The sequence below is a fragment of the Buchnera aphidicola (Cinara cuneomaculata) genome, assembly GCF_900698865.1.
Taxonomy (GTDB): Bacteria; Pseudomonadota; Gammaproteobacteria; order Enterobacterales; family Enterobacteriaceae; genus Buchnera_F; species Buchnera_F aphidicola_AA.
Map to the genome: position 1 here is coordinate 357,903 of NZ_LR217695.1, position 18,442 is coordinate 376,344.

The 18,442-nt window shown below is 27.9% G+C and carries 21 protein-coding genes, 2 tRNA genes and 2 rRNA genes; 5 read left to right on the plus strand and 20 right to left on the minus strand.

The features are described 5' to 3' along the window. The first annotated feature begins 44 nt into the window (after positions 1-44). Together htpG and APCICUMA2628_RS01570 are read left to right on the plus strand one after the other, a co-directional pair. On the plus strand, positions 45-1,916 hold the full coding sequence (gene htpG / locus APCICUMA2628_RS01565) for a molecular chaperone HtpG (RefSeq protein ID WP_154027602.1): 1,872 nt from the start codon (positions 45-47) through the stop codon (positions 1,914-1,916). 69 nt (positions 1,917-1,985) lie between these two features. Beyond that, a complete protein-coding gene (locus tag APCICUMA2628_RS01570) occupies positions 1,986-2,645 on the plus strand; it encodes an adenylate kinase family protein (RefSeq protein ID WP_154027604.1) in 660 nt (219 codons plus the stop codon). Positions 2,646-2,656: 11 nt separating this feature from the next. On the opposite strand, the gene APCICUMA2628_RS01575 is transcribed toward APCICUMA2628_RS01570, so the two are convergent. Both APCICUMA2628_RS01575 and cysS read right to left on the minus strand, forming a co-directional pair. After that, a tRNA-Arg gene (locus tag APCICUMA2628_RS01575) sits at positions 2,657-2,731 on the minus strand. A gap of 355 nt (positions 2,732-3,086) precedes the next feature. Beyond that, positions 3,087-4,499: a cysteine--tRNA ligase gene (cysS, locus tag APCICUMA2628_RS01580; RefSeq protein WP_154027606.1), complete on the minus strand. Its 1,413-nt coding sequence runs from the start codon at positions 4,497-4,499 to the stop codon at positions 3,087-3,089. A 226-nt stretch (positions 4,500-4,725) separates the two neighbouring features. Between cysS and ybeD the strand changes: the two genes are divergently transcribed. Beyond that, the gene (ybeD, locus tag APCICUMA2628_RS01585) at positions 4,726-4,989 is read left to right on the plus strand and encodes a DUF493 family protein YbeD (protein WP_154027608.1); all 264 of its coding nucleotides are present in this window, start codon (positions 4,726-4,728) and stop codon (positions 4,987-4,989) included. Between the two features lie 87 nt (positions 4,990-5,076). Here the strand turns inward: ybeD and cspE are convergent, their stop codons facing one another. From cspE to aroE, 5 genes are all read right to left on the minus strand, one after another. After that, entirely contained in the window at positions 5,077-5,286 is a 210-nt protein-coding gene (cspE, locus tag APCICUMA2628_RS01590) for a transcription antiterminator/RNA stability regulator CspE (RefSeq protein WP_025369112.1), read from the minus strand. Positions 5,287-5,490: 204 nt separating this feature from the next. Next, a 5S ribosomal RNA gene (rrf, locus tag APCICUMA2628_RS01595) occupies positions 5,491-5,607 on the minus strand. 33 nt (positions 5,608-5,640) lie between these two features. Beyond that, positions 5,641-8,576, minus strand: a 23S ribosomal RNA gene (locus APCICUMA2628_RS01600). A gap of 137 nt (positions 8,577-8,713) precedes the next feature. Beyond that, positions 8,714-8,785 (minus strand) — tRNA-Glu (locus tag APCICUMA2628_RS01605). Between the two features lie 167 nt (positions 8,786-8,952). Beyond that, a complete protein-coding gene (aroE, locus tag APCICUMA2628_RS01610; protein ID WP_154027610.1) occupies positions 8,953-9,795 on the minus strand; it encodes a shikimate dehydrogenase in 843 nt (280 codons plus the stop codon). 91 nt (positions 9,796-9,886) lie between these two features. Between aroE and def the strand changes: the two genes are divergently transcribed. Together def and fmt are read left to right on the plus strand one after the other, a co-directional pair. Further along, positions 9,887-10,336 carry a peptide deformylase gene (def, locus tag APCICUMA2628_RS01615; protein WP_154027612.1) on the plus strand — a complete coding sequence of 150 codons (450 nt, stop codon included), beginning with the start codon at positions 9,887-9,889 and terminating at the stop codon, positions 10,334-10,336. 38 nt (positions 10,337-10,374) lie between these two features. Then, positions 10,375-11,331, plus strand: a complete 957-nt coding sequence (gene fmt / locus APCICUMA2628_RS01620) for a methionyl-tRNA formyltransferase (RefSeq protein ID WP_154027614.1) — start codon at positions 10,375-10,377, stop codon at positions 11,329-11,331. Between the two features lie 118 nt (positions 11,332-11,449). Here fmt and rplQ read toward each other — a convergent pair whose 3' ends face one another. The 13 genes from rplQ to rpsH all read right to left on the minus strand — a co-directional run bounded on the left by rplQ (position 11,450) and on the right by rpsH (position 18,423). Further along, the gene (gene rplQ / locus APCICUMA2628_RS01625; RefSeq protein ID WP_154027616.1) at positions 11,450-11,812 is read right to left on the minus strand and encodes a 50S ribosomal protein L17; all 363 of its coding nucleotides are present in this window, start codon (positions 11,810-11,812) and stop codon (positions 11,450-11,452) included. Between the two features lie 73 nt (positions 11,813-11,885). Beyond that, entirely contained in the window at positions 11,886-12,875 is a 990-nt protein-coding gene (locus APCICUMA2628_RS01630; RefSeq protein ID WP_154027619.1) for a DNA-directed RNA polymerase subunit alpha, read from the minus strand. Positions 12,876-12,900: 25 nt separating this feature from the next. After that, positions 12,901-13,521: a 30S ribosomal protein S4 gene (gene rpsD, locus APCICUMA2628_RS01635; RefSeq protein ID WP_154027621.1), complete on the minus strand. Its 621-nt coding sequence runs from the start codon at positions 13,519-13,521 to the stop codon at positions 12,901-12,903. 36 nt (positions 13,522-13,557) lie between these two features. Then, on the minus strand, positions 13,558-13,950 hold the full coding sequence (gene rpsK / locus APCICUMA2628_RS01640) for a 30S ribosomal protein S11 (RefSeq protein WP_154027623.1): 393 nt from the start codon (positions 13,948-13,950) through the stop codon (positions 13,558-13,560). A gap of 18 nt (positions 13,951-13,968) precedes the next feature. Next, a complete protein-coding gene (gene rpsM / locus APCICUMA2628_RS01645; RefSeq protein WP_154027625.1) occupies positions 13,969-14,328 on the minus strand; it encodes a 30S ribosomal protein S13 in 360 nt (119 codons plus the stop codon). Between the two features lie 113 nt (positions 14,329-14,441). Continuing rightward, positions 14,442-14,558: a 50S ribosomal protein L36 gene (gene rpmJ / locus APCICUMA2628_RS01650; RefSeq protein WP_154027627.1), complete on the minus strand. Its 117-nt coding sequence runs from the start codon at positions 14,556-14,558 to the stop codon at positions 14,442-14,444. A gap of 31 nt (positions 14,559-14,589) precedes the next feature. Further along, the gene (secY, locus tag APCICUMA2628_RS01655; protein ID WP_154027629.1) at positions 14,590-15,885 is read right to left on the minus strand and encodes a preprotein translocase subunit SecY; all 1,296 of its coding nucleotides are present in this window, start codon (positions 15,883-15,885) and stop codon (positions 14,590-14,592) included. Between the two features lie 48 nt (positions 15,886-15,933). Further along, positions 15,934-16,371, minus strand: coding sequence for a 50S ribosomal protein L15 (gene rplO, locus APCICUMA2628_RS01660; RefSeq protein ID WP_154027631.1), 438 nt, complete (start codon positions 16,369-16,371; stop codon positions 15,934-15,936). A gap of 2 nt (positions 16,372-16,373) precedes the next feature. Beyond that, a complete protein-coding gene (gene rpmD, locus APCICUMA2628_RS01665) occupies positions 16,374-16,556 on the minus strand; it encodes a 50S ribosomal protein L30 (protein WP_154027633.1) in 183 nt (60 codons plus the stop codon). Between the two features lie 20 nt (positions 16,557-16,576). Beyond that, positions 16,577-17,071 carry a 30S ribosomal protein S5 gene (gene rpsE, locus APCICUMA2628_RS01670; protein ID WP_154027635.1) on the minus strand — a complete coding sequence of 165 codons (495 nt, stop codon included), beginning with the start codon at positions 17,069-17,071 and terminating at the stop codon, positions 16,577-16,579. 14 nt (positions 17,072-17,085) lie between these two features. Beyond that, positions 17,086-17,454 (minus strand): 50S ribosomal protein L18, encoded by a 369-nt coding sequence (gene rplR, locus APCICUMA2628_RS01675; protein ID WP_172598579.1) that lies wholly within the window; start codon positions 17,452-17,454, stop codon positions 17,086-17,088. A gap of 1 nt (position 17,455) precedes the next feature. Further along, complete coding sequence (rplF, locus tag APCICUMA2628_RS01680) at positions 17,456-17,995, minus strand: 50S ribosomal protein L6 (RefSeq protein WP_154027639.1); 540 nt, start codon at positions 17,993-17,995, stop codon at positions 17,456-17,458. A gap of 35 nt (positions 17,996-18,030) precedes the next feature. Then, positions 18,031-18,423, minus strand: a complete 393-nt coding sequence (gene rpsH, locus APCICUMA2628_RS01685) for a 30S ribosomal protein S8 (protein WP_154027641.1) — start codon at positions 18,421-18,423, stop codon at positions 18,031-18,033. Positions 18,424-18,442 lie beyond the last annotated feature (19 nt).

Sequence of the window (18,442 nt, forward strand, 5' to 3'; positions counted from 1 at the left end):
TTATTTTTAATACATATATATTATAAAATACAATAGGATTTAAAATGAATAATAATAATAAAAAAACTCATATATTTAAATCAGAAGTAAAAGAATTATTACATCTCATGATTCATTCATTGTACTCCAATAAAGAAATTTTTTTAAGAGAGCTGATATCAAATTCATCTGATGCAATAGAAAAAATAAGATTTGAAAAATTATATAATCCAGAAAAATATATAAAAAATTCATACATTCCAAAAATACAAATTTCTATTAATAAAACAGAAAAAAAAATTATTATTTCTGATAATGGTATCGGGATGAGTCCTGAAGAAGTCATAAAAAACTTAGGTACAATAGCAAAGTCTGGGACAAAATCTTTTTTAAATCAAATTAAAAATATAAAAAATAAAGAAAAAAATGAATTTATTGGTCAATTCGGAGTAGGATTTTATTCATCTTTTATTGTTTCTGAAACAGTTTCTGTATACACAAAACATGCATCAAATACTACAGATTCTGGTACATTATGGATATCGAACGGACAAGGAGAATATTCTATAGAAACAGTTTCAATGAAAGAATATGGTACAAAAATTGTCTTATCACTTAAATCATCAGAACAAGAATTTTTAGAAACTTGGAAAATTAAACAAATTATAAAAAAATATTCTGATCATATTTCGATACCTATTGAAATTGAAAATTATGACGAAAAAACCAAAACAATTTCTTGGGAAAAAATTAATGAAGCACAAGCTTTATGGACTCAAAATAAAAATAATATTACAAAAGAATCATATCAAAAATTTTATAAATATATTACTAATGATACCGAAAACCCCTTAATTTGGAGTCATAATAAAGTTGAAGGTAACCAAGAATACATTAATTTATTATATATTCCTAAAAAAGCAACATGGGATATGTGGCATCGTGAAAATAAACACGGATTAAAATTATATGTAAAACATGTCTTTATTATGGATGAAGCAACACAATTTTTACCAAATTATTTGCGTTTTGTTAAAGGTATTATAGATTCTCAAGATTTACCTCTAAATATTTCGAGAGAAATATTACAAGATAGCGCAATAACCCATATTTTACGTAAAACATTAACTAAACGTATTTTAAATATGTTAAATAAATTAGCTACAGATAATAATAAAAAATACCAAAAATTTTGGAATATATTTGGATTAGTTATAAAAGAAGGTATAGCTGAAGATTCCGAAAATCAAAAAATAATTTCTAATCTATTAAGATTTTCATCCATCAGCACTCAAAATAAAGAACAAAATTTATCTCTAAAAAACTATATTCATCAAATGATTGACGGACAAAAAAAAATATATTTTATTACTTCTGATAGTTACAAATCTGCTTTAAATAGCCCACACTTAGAAATATTTAAAGATAAAAAAATTGATGTATTATTACTATCGGATAGAATTGACGAATGGATGATGAATTATCTAACTGAATTTAATAATATAAAATTTCAATCGGTCAGCAAATCGGATGATTCTCTTGAAAAATTAGTTTCAACAAAAAATAATGATACTGATAATGAATTAAATAATTTTATTATAAAAATAAAAAAAATATTAAAAAATAAAATTAAAGATGCCCGTATAACATATCGATTAAAAAATACACCAGCAATAGTGTTAACGGATTCCGCTGATATGAGTACTCAAATGGCAAAAATATTTAGTGCAGCAGGACAACCTGTACCTAAAATAAAATATATATTAGAAATTAATCCAAAACATCCTTTAGTTGAAAAAATAAAAACAGTAAAAGATGAACAAGAATTTTCTAATTGGATTGAATTATTACTTGAACAAGCTATATTAGCTGAAAAAGGTAGCTTAGATAATCCTCATGTCTTTATTAATAGAATTAATAATTTACTTACACTATAACAAATTAAAGCAAAGAAATAGTCAATATCATCTGTGAAGAATTAAATAATTTTTAAGGAAAAATTTTTTATGACACGTATTATTATACTCGGAGCGCCTGGAAGTGGAAAAGGAACACAAACACAATTATTATCCCAATATTTTTGTATACCTTTTATTTCTGCTGGAGAAATATTACGTCAAGAAATTAAAAATAACAAACAAAATAAAAAATATATAAAAAAAACAATAAATAAAGGAAAATTGGTAAATAATTCTTTTATTATAAAATTAATAAAAAAAAAAATTCAAGAAAAAATTTATTTAAATGGATTTATACTGGATGGTTTTCCTAGAACAATTGAACAAGCAGAATTTTTAAATAAAGATATAAAAATAAAATTTATAATATATTTAAAAATTAAATTAACAAACATTCTGAATAGAATTGAAGGAAGATTAATACACGAACCATCAGGTAGAACCTACCACAAAATACTAAATCCACCCAAAAAAAAAAATTTAGATGATTTAACTGGAGAAATTTTAACTAAAAGAAAAGATGATAATAAAAAAATAATTAGCACAAGAATAAAAGAATATGAAATATTTACTAAACCTTTAATCCAATGGTTTAAAAGAGAAACATTAACAAATTCAATTAAATATTTTGAAATAAACTCTAATAACTCTATTCAAAAAATACATCAAGATATAATCAAGAAATTAAATATAAATTTAAAAAATTAATTAAATTTTTGTGCGCTCTACAGGAATTGAACCTGTAACCTACAGCTTAGAAGGCTGTTGCTCTATCCAAGTTGAGCTAAGAGCGCGAAAAGTATATATTCTTGATAAATCACATTATAGACAATACAATATAAAATATCAATATAAAACTGTATATAGGTAAAAATACGTCAGTTTATCCATATCAAAATGAATAAAGATATAAATTATTATTTTTTATATTTTTATTCATTTTATTTTGATTACATAGGCATATTTAAAATAATAAAAATTAAAATAAAACTATAAAAATCCAATCTAGATAACTTATATTTATATCAATCAAAAATAAAACAAGATCTATATATAGAACTATTTTTAGTTTAATTTAAAATTTAAAATTTATATTAATAAACTGTAAAATAAAATATTTTTATATATATATAAAAAAATATATTTATATTATTTTTTTGTAAACGTATACGTTGAATTTATACGATTATCCTCAATAACAACTCCTAACGTTAATAACTTTTTCCGGATAATATCTGCCAAATGCCATTTTTTATCTAATCGATAAATATGACGCATATGTACCAATTTTTTAATAATAAAAATATCTATTTTATGTTGTTTATGATTAGGAAATAAAAACTGTTTAGGATCCTGATATAATAAACCTAATATATTACCAAAATAAATGAGATCTTGAGCTAATACATTCGATAACAAAATATTTTTTTGTTTAATTTTATTGATATACTTGGATAATTTTTGTAAAAGCAAACAGACTTTAGGAGTATTAAAATCATCATTCATAGCTGCATAAAACTGATTTTTAAATAAATTACGTGTTTTAATTTCATAATCATCTGGTATAGAACAGACCATAGTACAATTTAATAATGAAGTATATATTTTAGTTAATATATTTTTTGATAAATATAGTTTTTTTTCCGTAAAGGATAACGGATGACGATAATGTGTTAATAAAATATAATACCTAATAATCTCAGAATCGTATTTCTCTAATAAATCACGTATAAAAACTGTATTTGATAATGATTTTGACATTTTCTGGTTATCAATAACAACCATTCCTACATGAATCCAAAAAGGAACAGAAAAAGAACGATTTAAACTTTTTAATTGTGCTATCTCATTTTCATGATGCGGAAACAATAAATCAATCCCTCCCCCGTGAATATTTACTCTATTTTTGAAAAATTTATTGATTATCGCAGAACATTCAATATGCCAACCAGGGCGACCTGGTCCCCACGGAGTTTTCCAAAAAGGATCAGAATTATTCGTATGACTTTTCCATAAAACAAAATCATTAGAATGATTGAAATCAACAGAACAACAAGATGCTGGATTATTACTACCATAATTTTTTAATCTATGAGATAAAAATCCATAATTTTTATATTTATTAATAGAAAATAATACATCTCCGTTATTCTTAATATAAGCATATTCTTTTTTTAATAAAATATTTATTGAAGAAATGATATCTATCATGTATTCTGTTACACGAGGTTCATAATCGGGTATTTTTAAATTTAAACGTAAAAAATCTTCATGCATCAATTTAATCATACGATCAACAAATAAATTAATGGATTCTTTTTGATTATTTGCTTTATAAATAATTTTATCATCAATATCTGTAATATTACGTACGTAAAAAATCTTATAACCTATATGTTCTAAATAACGTATGATAATATCAAAAACTAAGAAAGTACGTGCATGACCGATATGACATAAATCATATACTGTAACACCACATACATAAATATTAATAATTTCTGTATATAAAAATTTAAATGGCTCTTTTTTTTTAGTTAAAGTATTGAAAATTTTTAACATACTAATACTCTTAATATATATAAATAAAATTTATATAATCAATGTTATATAAAAATTAAGTATATAAAATAATAAAAATTCAATCATACAATTATTTGTAATATAAATATATACATATTTATTTTATTTAATAATTAAAATGAAATATAATATATAAAATTCATTTAAAATGATATGATTTAAAAATAAATAAAATAATTAAAATTAGATAAATAAGAGAATATCAATGAATAATAAATTAGAAAAAATGTTAAAATTTCCTTGCACGTTTACTTATAAAGTAATAGGGTTAGCACAACCAGAACTTACAAATAATATTATTAAAATTATACAAGCACATATACCGGGAGATTATGCACCACAAATAAAATCAAGTAATAAAGGAACATATTTATCAATATCTATAACAATTTGTGCTCAAAATTTTAAACAAATAAAAAATTTATATAAAGAACTTAGTAAAATTCATTTAGTTAGAATGGTATTATAAAAAATTTTGCGATGCGAAATTTTTAAAATCCGCACCGCAAAAGTACTACTAATACATTAGATTAATAAAAATCTTTAAAATAATTTATTATAAACTAACTACATTAGCAGCTGATGGCCCTTTTGCGCCTTCGGTAATTTCGAACTCAACACTTTGACCTTCCGCCAAAGTTTTAAATCCGTTGCTTTGGATAGCAGAAAAATGAACAAAAACATCTTTGCTTCCATCTTCCGGTGTAATGAAACCAAAACCTTTAGATTCATTAAACCACTTTACATTACCTTTAATCTTAGACATCTATATATTACCTTAGAATGAAAAATGTAAACTAAAACTTATACCTATAGTAAATGCACAATTTATAAAATAAATCTATTATATATATAATATATATATATTTTTTTAATAAAATATTTCAATTAAAAATTAAAATTTAAAAACAATAGATATAAATAAGAATGTAAAAATTTTAAAAATATGATAGAAAATCAAAAAAATAATACCTGGCAATTTCCTACTCTCACACAAGGAGACCTTGTACTACCATCGGCGTTGATACGTTTCACTTCTGAGTTCGGAATGGATTTCAGGTGGTACCATATCACTATTTTTACCAGGTTTTATTTTTTAGAAAAACACCTCTGGTGTTGTAAGGTTAAGCCTCTCGGGTCATTAGTACTAGTTAGCTGAACATATCACTATGCTTACACATCTAGCCTATCTACGTCGTAGTCTCCAACGTCCCTTCAGTAAATATATTTACATATATTTCAGGGAAAACTAATCTTGAGGCAAGTTTCGTGTTTAGATGCTTTCAGCACTTATCTTTTCCGTATTTAGCTACCGGGCAATGCCATTGGCATGACAACCCGAACACCAGGGATACGTCCACTTCGGTCCTCTCGTACTAGAAGCAGCCCCTCTCAATTTTCCAACGCCCACGGCAGATAGGGACCGAACTGTCTCACGACGTTCTAAACCCAGCTCGCGTACCACTTTAAATGGCGAACAGCCATACCCTTGGGACCTGCTTCAGCCCCAGGATGTGATGAGCCGACATCGAGGTGCCAAACACCGCCGTCGATATGAACTCTTGGGCGGTATAAGCCTGTTATCCCCGGAGTACCTTTTATTTGTTGAGCGATGGCCTTTCCATACAGAAACCACCGGATCACTAAGACCTGCTTTCGCATCTGCTCGCATTATCATGCTTGCAGTTAAACTGGCTTATGCCTTTGCACTAACCTCACGATGTCCAACCGTGATTAGCCAATCTTTGTACTCCTCCGTTACTCTTTGGGAGGAGACCGCCCCAGTCAAACTACCCACCAGACACTGTCTCTGTATCGGATAACGATACTAGATTAGATAACCAATTTTTATAGGGTGGTATTTCAAGGTCGACTCCTTTGACGCTAGCGCATCAAATTCTCTGTCTCCCACCTATCCTACACAACAAAAATCAATTATCAATGTCAAGCTATAGTAAAGGTTCACGGGGTCTTTCCGTCTTGCCGCGGGTACACTGCATCTTCACAGCAAATTCAATTTCACTGAGTCCTGGATGGAGACAGCCTGGCCATCATTACGCCATTCGTGCAGGTCGGAACTTACCCGACAAGGAATTTCGCTACCTTAGGACCGTTATAGTTACGGCCGCCGTTTACCGGGGCTTCAATCAAAAGCTTTAGGTTTCCCTTAACTTCATTATTTAACCTTCCGGCACCGGGCAGGCGTCACACCGTATACGTCCACTTTCGTGTTTGCACAGTGCTGTGTTTTTAATAAACAGTTGCAGCCAGCTGGTATCTGCGACTAACTTAAGCTTCAAAAGTAAATTTTTACACTTATATGTTAGCGTGCCTTCTCCCGAAGTTACGGCACTATTTTGCCTAGTTCCTTCATCCAGGTTCTCTCAAGCGCCTTAGTATACTCTACCTAACCACCTGTGTCGGTTTCGGGTACGATTTATTTTTTATGTATATACTTAGAGGATTTTCTTGGAAGCGTGGTATTAGTTACTTCATTATTTAAATAATTCGTATTCGTACCTTAGATTTTTATATAGAAAATCGGATTTTCCTAATTTTCCATCCTACATACTTAAACCGAGACTACCAACACCCGGATAACCTAACCTACTCCGTTTCCCCATCGCAATAAAAAACAAGTACCAGAATATTAACTAGTTTCCCATCGACTACGCCTGTCGGCCTCGCCTTAGGGGTCGACTTACCCTGCCCCGATTAACGTTGGACAGGAACCCTTGGTTTTTCGGCGAGCAGGTTTTTCACCTGCTTTATCGTTACTCATGTCAGCATTCGCACTTCTGATACCTCCAACATTTTTTTCAAAACATCTTCACAGGCTTACAGAACGCTCCCCTACCCAATAAAATAAATCTTTATTGCCGTAGCTTCGGTACATAATTTAGCCCCGTTATATCTTCCGCGCAAGCCGACTAAACCAGTGAGCTATTACGCTTTCTTTAAATGATGGCTGCTTCTAAGCCAACATCCTGGATGTTTATGCCTTCCCACATCGTTTCCCACTTAATTATGATTTGGGGACCTTAGCTGACGGTCTGGGTTGTTTCCCTCTCCACAACGAACGTTAGCACCCGCTGTGTGTCTCCCGTGATAACATTCTTCGGTATTCGGAGTTTGCGTTGATTTGGTAGGCCGGGATGGCCCCCTAGTCAAAACAGTGCTCTACCCCCGAAGATGAGTTCACGAGGCGCTACCTAAATAGCTTTCGGGGAGAACCAGCTATCTCCCGGTTTGATTGGCCTTTCACCCCTAACCACAAGTCATCCGCTGATTTTTCAACATCAGTCGGTTCGGTCCTCCAGTTGGTTTTACCCAACCTTCAACCTGCTCATGGCTAGATCACCGGGTTTCGGGTCTGTATCTTGCAACTAAAAATAATAGTACGCCCATTTAAGACTCGGTTTCCCTACGGCTCCCCTAAAAGGTTAACCTTGCTACAAAATACAAGTCGCTGACCCATTATACAAAAGGTACGCAGTCACTTTAAATATATCTAAAAGCTCCTACTGATTGTACGTATTTGGTTTCAGGATCTATTTCACTCCCCTAACCGGGGTTCTTTTCGCCTTTCCCTTACGGTACTAGTTCACTATCGGTCATTCAGGAGTATTTAGCCTTAGAGGATGGTCCCCCTATCTTCAAACAAGATTTCTCGTGTCCCGTTCTACTTTTCGAATCCTAGAAAAAAAATATTTCGTATACAGGACTATCACCTTGTATCGTCAGTTTTTCCAAACTATTCTACTATATTTGAATTCTTTTTTGATTCTGGGCTGATCCCGTTTCGCTCGCCACTACTCAGGGAATCTCAATTGATTTCTTTTCCTCAAGGTACTTAGATGTTTCAGTTCCCTTGGTTTGCTTTATTAACTTATTTTATTTGGTTAATAATGTTGTCTAAACAACGGGTTTCCCCATTCGGAAATCACCGGATAATAACGCTTCATATCAGCTCACCGATGCTTATCGCAGATTAGTACGTCCTTCATCGCCTCTGAATGCCAAGGCATCCACCAAACACGCTTATTATGCTTAACCTTACAACCCACAGGTGTTTTTCTAAAATTTCTATCATATCTAAATTTTTAAAGAACTGCACTATTAATCTATTTCAATTAAACAAAATGATTATATCATATATTTTTTTTTTAGTATACAAAAATATTTTTAATTTTTGTCCTCTAGGGGATTTGAACCCCTGTTGCCGCCGTGAAAGGGCGATGTCCTAACCACTAGACGAAGAGGACATAAAAAAACCATAACATATTTATTACTTTTAATGTTACAGAATGTATTTAAAGTGTCAAGTGTTTTTTTTAAATTCTATAAAATATATATGTTAAAAACATTTTTATTATAAAGAAAAATAATATTATTAAATAAGTTAATTAATTAACTTATTTATACAAACTAATTAAATTATTTTTTTAATAAAATCAATGTTTTTTTTAATATTTGGTAATACATTAAACCAGACATAACAAGAATAAGCCGCTTGAGCTACTAACATTCCTAAACCATCCGATACATATTGACTACCTAAAGATTTACATAATGATAAAAAGGGAGTTAAAAGGCGCGTTTTAGAATAAGATATATCATAACATTTAGTATTATAAAAAACTAAATTTTTTGGAAAATTAGGAATTTGATTATATAAACCACATGAAGTAACATTAATAATAATATCAATATTATTAATAGAAATATCAGTTGAAAATAAACAAATATCTCCAAATATTTTAAATCTATCTACCAATTTAATTGCTTTACTAACTGTTCTATTTAATACATATATAAAACATTTTTCTTTTAATAAATGATACACAATAGAATAAGCAGCTCCACCAGAACCTAATAATAATATTTTAGAATATTTTTTAATATACTGTAATCGCTTTAAATCAAAAATTAAACCTATACCGTCCGTATTATCACCCAAAATACTTTGATCTGATATCTTCATTAACGTATTAACAGAACCTGAAATTTTTGCTATTTTTGTATATTGATTTGGTATAATAAAAGCTTTTTTTTTAAAAGGAACAGTAATATTACATCCTAAACCTTTATTTTTAAAAAAGTTTGTTACTTGTTTAAAAAAATTTGATTTTGTACATAAAAAAGAGTTATAATTATAATTAATTTTTATTTCTTTAGAAAAATTTTTATGTATTAACGGAGATAATGAGTGATGTACCGGATTTCCGAATAAAGCAACGTAATTCATCTTTTTATTAAAATTTGTGATATTCATATTTACTCCTATAAAATATAAAAAAACTACTATTAAATCGATAAAAAATTAATTAATCTATCAATATATTAAATTCTATATAATAATATTTATGTCAATACATAAAATTTTACAATTTCCAGATAATCGTTTACGTTTAAAATCAAAACCCATAAAAAAAATTAATAAAAAAATAATAAAAATTATACATGATATGTTTGATACTATGTATGCCAACAACGGAATTGGTTTAGCAGCACCACAAATAAATATATTAAAAAAAATTATCGTAATTAGTTCACTCACATCAAATCAATCAGAATTAATTTTAATTAACCCTATAATTTTAAAAAAAAATAAAAAATATATACATACACAGGAAGGTTGTTTGTCTATACCTCATAAAACAGCGATAATTAATAGATCTAGTTACATAAAAATACAAGCTTTCAATCATCTCGGTAAATCATTTATATTAGAAGCTAAATCGTTATTGTCTATTTGTATTCAACATGAAATGGATCATCTAATCGGGAAATTATTTATAGATTATATAAAATAATATATATCTTCTATAAGATAAATTATCATATTTATTATATGTTAAAAAAAAAATTAAAAATTATTTTCGCGGGCAGCAATGAATTTTCATTTGCACACCTTTATTCATTATTTTATTCTATACATAAAATTCAAGCCATCATTATTAAACCGGACAATATTTTTTATAAAAAAAAAGAAAATCAATATTCAAATATTAAAAAATTTGCAATTCAACATAGTATTCCAATACTACAAACAAATAATTTAAACAAAAAAAAATTTTATCTATCTATTTATAAAATACGTGCAGATTTGCTAATTGTATCCTCATATGGATCCATTATACCCGATAAAATCTTGCAACTATTCCCATTAGGAGGTATTAACATACATGCTTCTTTACTACCCCGCTGGAAAGGAGCAGCACCTGTTCAATGGGCAATATTATCAGGAGATGATTACACCGGAATGAGTGTTATCAAAATGACCTCTAAAATTGATTCCGGCGAAATAATTTATCAATTATCTTGTCCTATTCATATAACTGACAACACGATAACATTATGTGCTAAATTAATTCCTATTTCATTACAATGTATGTATCAATCATTAAATATTCTATTAACACCTCATATAAAAAATCGTTATTCAACAAAAAATATTGTCGAAACTATAGCGCCAAAAATAAAAAAAACAGATGCTAAAATATGTTGGTCCCTTCCGGTAATACAAATAGATCGATTAATTAGAGCTTTTATTTTATGGCCGTGTTGTTATTTTTTAATCAATAATATTTGTATAAAGATTAAAAAAGCTTCTATTTTATCATTTAAGAAGAAAAATTTTAAAAACGGAGAAATTATTAATGTCAGCGTTACGGGAATAGAAGTAAATACTCAAAAAGGAGTATTAAATATAGAAAAAATACAAATACCCGGTAAAAAAACTCTACATATAAAACAAATTTTAAATTCCAATAAAAAATTTTTTATTAAAAATACTATATTAAAATAAATTTATAACTAATTTATATACTAAATAAATAATTTTTAAATAAAAAAGAACGGCATAAAAATGCCGTTTTATTTAACTAATATATTAAAAGTATAATACAAATGCTGTTTAATAATTTTTATGAATTTCGATCTACTAACTCTATATATGCTAATGCAGCATTATCACCTTTTCTAAAACCATATTTTAATATACGTAAATAACCACCGGGACGAGAATAAAAATGAGGACCTAGCTCACGAAATAATTTTTTTACTGTAAAAATATCACGAATACGAGAAAATACTATTCGACGATGAGCAACAGTATCATATTTTGATATTGTGATAATAGGTTCTATAAAACGGCGTAATTCCTTCGCTTTAGGTAAAGTAGTTTTAATATGTTCATATTTAATTAACGAACACGTCATATTTTTTAACATAGATTGTAAATGACTACGTTTTCTATTTAATAATCGTCCTATTTTTCTATGTCTCATAATTTATATAGCCTTTTTAAAATATGTAATAATTTTGATATTAGTGTCAAAAAATACTATCCTGCAAAAGCATTTAATTTTCAATAAGATCCTTAGGAGGCCAGTTATCTAACTTCATTCCTAATGATAAATCTCGAGCTGCTAATATATCTTTAATTTCCGTCAATGATTTTTTTCCTAAATTAGGAGTTTTTAATAATTCAACCTCAGTTTTTTGAACTAAATCACCGATGTAATGAATACTTTCTGCTTTTAAACAATTCGCAGATCGTACTGTTAATTCTAAATCATCAACTGGACGTAATAATACAGGTTCAAATTCAGGTTTTTCTTCTTTTACTTCTGGTTCACGTACTCCTCTTAAATCTACAAAAGATTCTAATTGTTCTGCTAAAATAGTAGCTGCTTTTCTAATAGCTTCTTCTGGATCAATTGTTCCGTTTGTTTCCATATCTATGATTAATTTGTCTAAATCAGTTCTTTGTTTTACTCTAGCAGCCTCAACGTGATACATTATTCGTTCTATAGGACTATACGCTACATCCAAAAATAACTTTCCAACAATACGATCATTTTTCATCAAGTCTTTTTTAGATTGAGCAGTAACATATCCTCTTCCACGCATTACTTTCATATGCATATCAATAAAAATATCCGGACAGGTAATATTACAAATAACATGATTTAAATTAAGAATTTCTGTAGAAGCGTCATGATCAATATCTGCAGCAATTACTGGACCGATCCCATTCTTTTTTAAGTGCAATATAACTTCATCTTTTCCAAATAGTTTTATCGATAAACCTTTTAGATTCAATAATATGTCTAATACATCTTCTTTGATGCCTTCTTTACATGTATATTCATGTAAAACACCATTTATTTCAACTTCAGTTACAGCACATCCTGACATAGAAGATAATAAAATTCTTCTTAACGCATTACCTAACGTATATCCAAAACCACGTTCTAATGGTTCTAATATAATTTTAGCATGCGTTGAACTAATTTGCTCAACATTAACTAATCTAGGTTTTAAAAAATCTTCTACAAATTCCTGCATTTTGTCTCTTCTCTGGATATAAATTCTATTTAGAATATAATTCTATAATCAAATGTTCATTAATATCTGAAGATAAATCGTTACGTTCAACAGCACGTAAAAAAATACCTTCCATCATTTTATAATTTACTTTTAACCAACTAGATGGTTCTCGTTGTTTCATAATTTCTATTGCAGCCTGAATTCTTAATTGATTACGAGATTTCTTACGAATAGATATTTTATCATCGACAGAAACTTGAAATGAAGGAATATTAACTACTCGATTATTAACGCAAACAGATTTATGATTAATTAATTGACGTGATTCAGCACGTGTTGTACCGAAACCCATACGATAAACTATGTTGTCTAAGCGATTTTCTAGTAAAAATAATAAATTCTGTCCTGTATTACCTTTTAATTTAGAAGCTTTTTTATAATAATTATGAAATTGTCGTTCTAATATCCCATATAAGCGTCGTAATTTTTGTTTTTCTCGTAATTGTTTAGCATATTCAGATAATCGTAACTTACGTAATCCATGTTGACCAGGAGCTTGATCAATATTACATTTTGATTCAATAGCGCGTACTCCAGATTTTAAAAATAAATCGGATCCCTCTCGTCGACTTAATTTTAATTTAGGACCTAAATATTTTGCCATATATATTAATTTCCTATATTCATTTATATGTAATAATTACACTCTACGTTTTTTAGGAGGCCTACATCCGTTATGAGGAATAGGCGTTACATCAGTGATGTTAGTAATACGAAAACCAGAAGCATTTAATGCACGAATAGTAGATTCACGACCTGGACCAGGACCTTTAATCATAATTTCTAAATTTTTTATTCCATAATCTTTAACACGATCTACACATTTTTCTGCAGCTACTTGTGCCGCAAACGGGGTTGATTTTCTAGACCCTCTAAAACCAGAACCACCAGAAGTAGCCCAACCTAATGTATTACCTTGACGGTCAGTAATAGTAACAATAGTATTATTAAATGATGCATGGATATGCGCAACACCATCTAAAATTTTTTTTTTTATACGTTTTTTAGAAATACTTATTTTTTTTTTTAACATAATTTATTGTCTTTTTAATTATCTACTTTTTATTAATTTTCTAGGTCCTTTACATGTACGAGCATTTGTTTTAGTTCTTTGTCCACGTACAGGAAGATGTTTACGATGACGTAATCCTCTATAACAACCAATATCCATTAATCTTTTAATATTAATAGTATTTTCTCTACGTAAATCTCCTTCTACTAAAAGATTCGATATAATCAACCGTAAACTTTCAATCTGCTGTTCATTTAATTCATTAACTTTAATATCATATCGAATACTAGCATCATTACAAATTTTTTTTGAAGCAGATATTCCGATTCCATAAATTTTAGTTAATGCTATTAATATATGCTTATAATCAGGAATATTAATTCCAGCAATTCTTGTCACAAATATTTCTCCGTATATATATAGTGTACTAATAAATGATTAATATCTAGGATAAACTGTTTATTCTTATTTATTGAATTCATGATACATTCATAAAATATAATACTATTGTATTAACCTTGTCTTTGTTTATGTTTTGGATCATTGCTACAAATAACACGAATTACATTTTTTCGACGTATAATTTTACAACTACGACATAATTTTTTTACTGATGCGCGAACTTTCATAAATTCTCCAAAATTTAAAAACATATGATTTTTAATTTTTTAAATATAAATTTGCTTTTTTTAATATTTTTTTATATTGAGTTGACATCATTAACGTTTGTATTTGAATAATGAATTCCATAAGGACTACTACTACTATTAATAAAGAAGTACCACCAAAATAAAAAGGTACTTTCAACCATTCGCGCATAATATCAGGTACTAAACATATAAATACAGTATATATAGAACCAATCGTTGTCAATTTTAAAACAATTTTTTTAATATATTGCATGGTACGTATACCAGGCCGTATGCCAGGAATAAAAGCACCAGATTTTTTTAAATTCGTAGCTGTATCTTGTACATTAAACATGATACTAGTATAAAAAAAACAAAAAAATATAATTAATATTACGTTGGCAAACATATAAATATTTCGATTAAATTTAAAAAAATCTAAAAATTTTGTTACATAATAAACATTATTAAATATATGACGACAATACGTTATAATAATTGATGGAAATAAGAGAACACTAGATGCAAAAATAACAGGAACTACCCCGGCCATGTTAATTTTTAACGGTAAATAACTATGATGTAACGCATGCATTCGTCGACCTTGTTGACGTCGAGCATAACATACAATAATTTTATGCTGACTTTTTTCTATAAAAACTACTATAAAAATAGTAAATATCATTACTAATGATATAAAAAATATATATAAAATATTCAAATAACTAAAGTGCATGGTTGAAAATATATGAATTACAGACACCGGTAAAGTAGAAATTATTCCAAAAAAAATAATTAAAGAGACACCATTACCTAAACCTTTTTCAGTAATAAATTCTCCTAACCACATTAAAAATATTGTTCCAGTTACTAAACTAATCACTGCTATCACATAAAAATAAAAATCCGTAAATATAAAAATATTTTGCATCCCTGAAATAAAAGGTAATCCAAAAATAATACTAATAGATTGGATAACTGCTAGTAATAGAGTTAAATATTTAGTATATTGATTAATTTTTTTATTTCCAATTTCTCCTTCTTTTTTTAAATTACGTAAACGTGAAGAAATTAATGTTAATAACTGTATTATAATAGAAGCAGAAATATAAGGCATGACTCCTAATGTAAACACTGAAACACGATTTAAAGATCCGCCAGAAAACATATTAAACATTGTTAATAAAGAACTATTTTTATAAATAAAAAATTTTTCTAAAACTTTTATATTAATACCTGGAATAGGAATAAAAGAACCTATACGAAATATTATAATAGCTACAAAAACAAACCACATTCTTTTTTTTAAATTATATAATGTAGACATGATATATTTTCTATTAGTAATAAATTATTTAAATAAATAATGATATATTTAATTTTTAATAATACCTCCTACTGCTTCAATACAAATACGAGCTCCTTTAGTAACAGTAATTCCGGAGATTACTATCGGTTTATTAATCATTCCTACTTTAATAATCTTAACATATTTAATATTTTTTTTAATTAAATTTACTTTTTTTAAAACAGTAAGATCAATCATATTAAAGTGAGATATTTGATTTAATTCAAATAATCGAATTTCGTCTACAAATTTTTTTTTCTGAGAAATAAAACCAAATTTTGGTAATCTTCGATATAATGGTGTTTGACCTCCTTCAAAACTTTTACGAATTTTTCCTCCAGATCGAGATTTCTGGCCTTTATGTCCTCTACCTCCCGTCTTACCAAAACCAGATCCAAGACCTCTACATATACGTTTTCTTTTTTTTTTTTTAAATATAGAATTTGATAATAAATTTAAATACATTATTAATTCCTTGAATTAAAAGTTACCATATAAAAAACTTTTTTTATCATACCACGAATAGCAGAAGTATCTTCTCGCTCTACAATATCACCAATATGACGTAAACCTAATCCTTTCATAGTAGCTATATGTTTTGGTAAACGACCAATTTGACTTTTTATTTGTGTTATAAAAATTTTTTTCATAAATAAATATACCGTGTATTTTAAGTTTTAACAATAAACTTACCAAGTTTTTTAGCAATCATATCTGGTGATCGAACTTTTTTTAAACCATTAATAGTTGCTCGTACTACATTAATTGGATTAGTAGATCCATATATTTTAGCTAAAATATTTTGAATACCGATGACCTCCAATACAGATCTCATCGCACCTCCTGCAATAATACCTGTACCTTCTGATGCAGGCTTCATAAATACATTAGATCCAGTATGGGATCCGTATACAGAATGTTGTATCGTATTTTGAAATAATGGAACTGAAATCATATTTTTTCTTGCTTTTTCCATAGCTTTCTGGATTGCTGAAGGAACCTCACGAGCTTTTCCATAACCAAATCCAACTTTTCCATTACCATTACCTACTACGGTCAGTGCAGTAAAAGAAAATATTCTTCCTCCTTTAACTGTTTTGGATACACGATTCACCGAAATTAATTTTTCTTGTAATTCACTAGATAATTTTTTATCAAAATTCATATATATCTCCATTTTTAAAAAATTAAACCGGATATACGAGCTGATTCGGCTAATTCTTTTATTCGGCCGTGATATTTAAAACCAGAACGATCAAAAAAAACAGTTTTTATTCCTTCTTTTAATGCTCGTTGCGCAATCAATTGACCAATTATTTTTGCAGAATATTTATTACCAGTATAAACATCATTAATATTTAATTTTTTAAATTCTAACGTAGAAGCATATACAAGTATTTGTGCTGTCTTATAAGAAATAATTTGTGCATATACATGTTTAGAAGTTCGGTGTACTACTAACCGAAACATACGACGACTATATAGATTTTTACGTATTTTAGTATAACGTCTAATACGTGAATATTTTTTATTTAATTTTCCTTTCATGCTACTTTTTTTTCGCCTCTTTAATACGTACTTTTTCATTAGAATAACGAATACCTTTACCTTTATATGGTTCAGGAATACGATAAGATCGTATGTTAGCAGCTACTTGTCCTACCAGTTGTTTGTCTATTCCAGTTAAAACAATTTCATTTTGAGGTAATATTAAAGCTTTTATTGTATTCGGAATTTTATAAATAATAGGATGTGAAAATCCTAAATATAATTTTAAAATATTAGTGTTTTCCATTATAACACGATAACCAATACCAACTAAGTTTAATTGTTTTTTAAAACCTTCAATCACTCCTACAATCATAGTATATACTACAGAACGATGAGTTCCGGCTTGCATCCAACCGTATGATTTAGATAAATGATTATGTGAAAAAAATAATAAATTATCTTTTTTAATAATTTTAATACATTCATGCATTTTACGAACTAATGAACCTAACGGTCCCTTAACAATAACTTCTAAACCAGAAATTTGAACGGTTACATTTTTTGGAATCATTATAGATGATTTAGCAATACGAGACATTTTTGTATTCCTCTATACTAATATTACAAACAATATTAATCTACATAGCATATAACTTCTCCGCCTAATCCTTTTTGTCGTGCAATCCGATCAGTCATTAAACCTCGTGATGTAGATATAATGGCAATACCTAAATTATTCATTACAATAGGTAATTTATACTTTGTACAATATGTACGTAAACCAGGACGACTAATGCGAGAAATATGTTCAATCACCGCTTTTCCATTATAATACTTCAAAAAAATTTTTAACTGCATAATTTTTACATTTTGAATTATATAATTATTAATATATCCTTCATATTTTAATACTTGTATAATATTTTTCTTAATTTTAGAAAATGGAACAATTATAAAAATTTTATTTGCATTTTGACCGTTACGAATACAAGTTAACATATCAGCTATCGGATCTTGCATACTCATAAAATATACCTTATATATT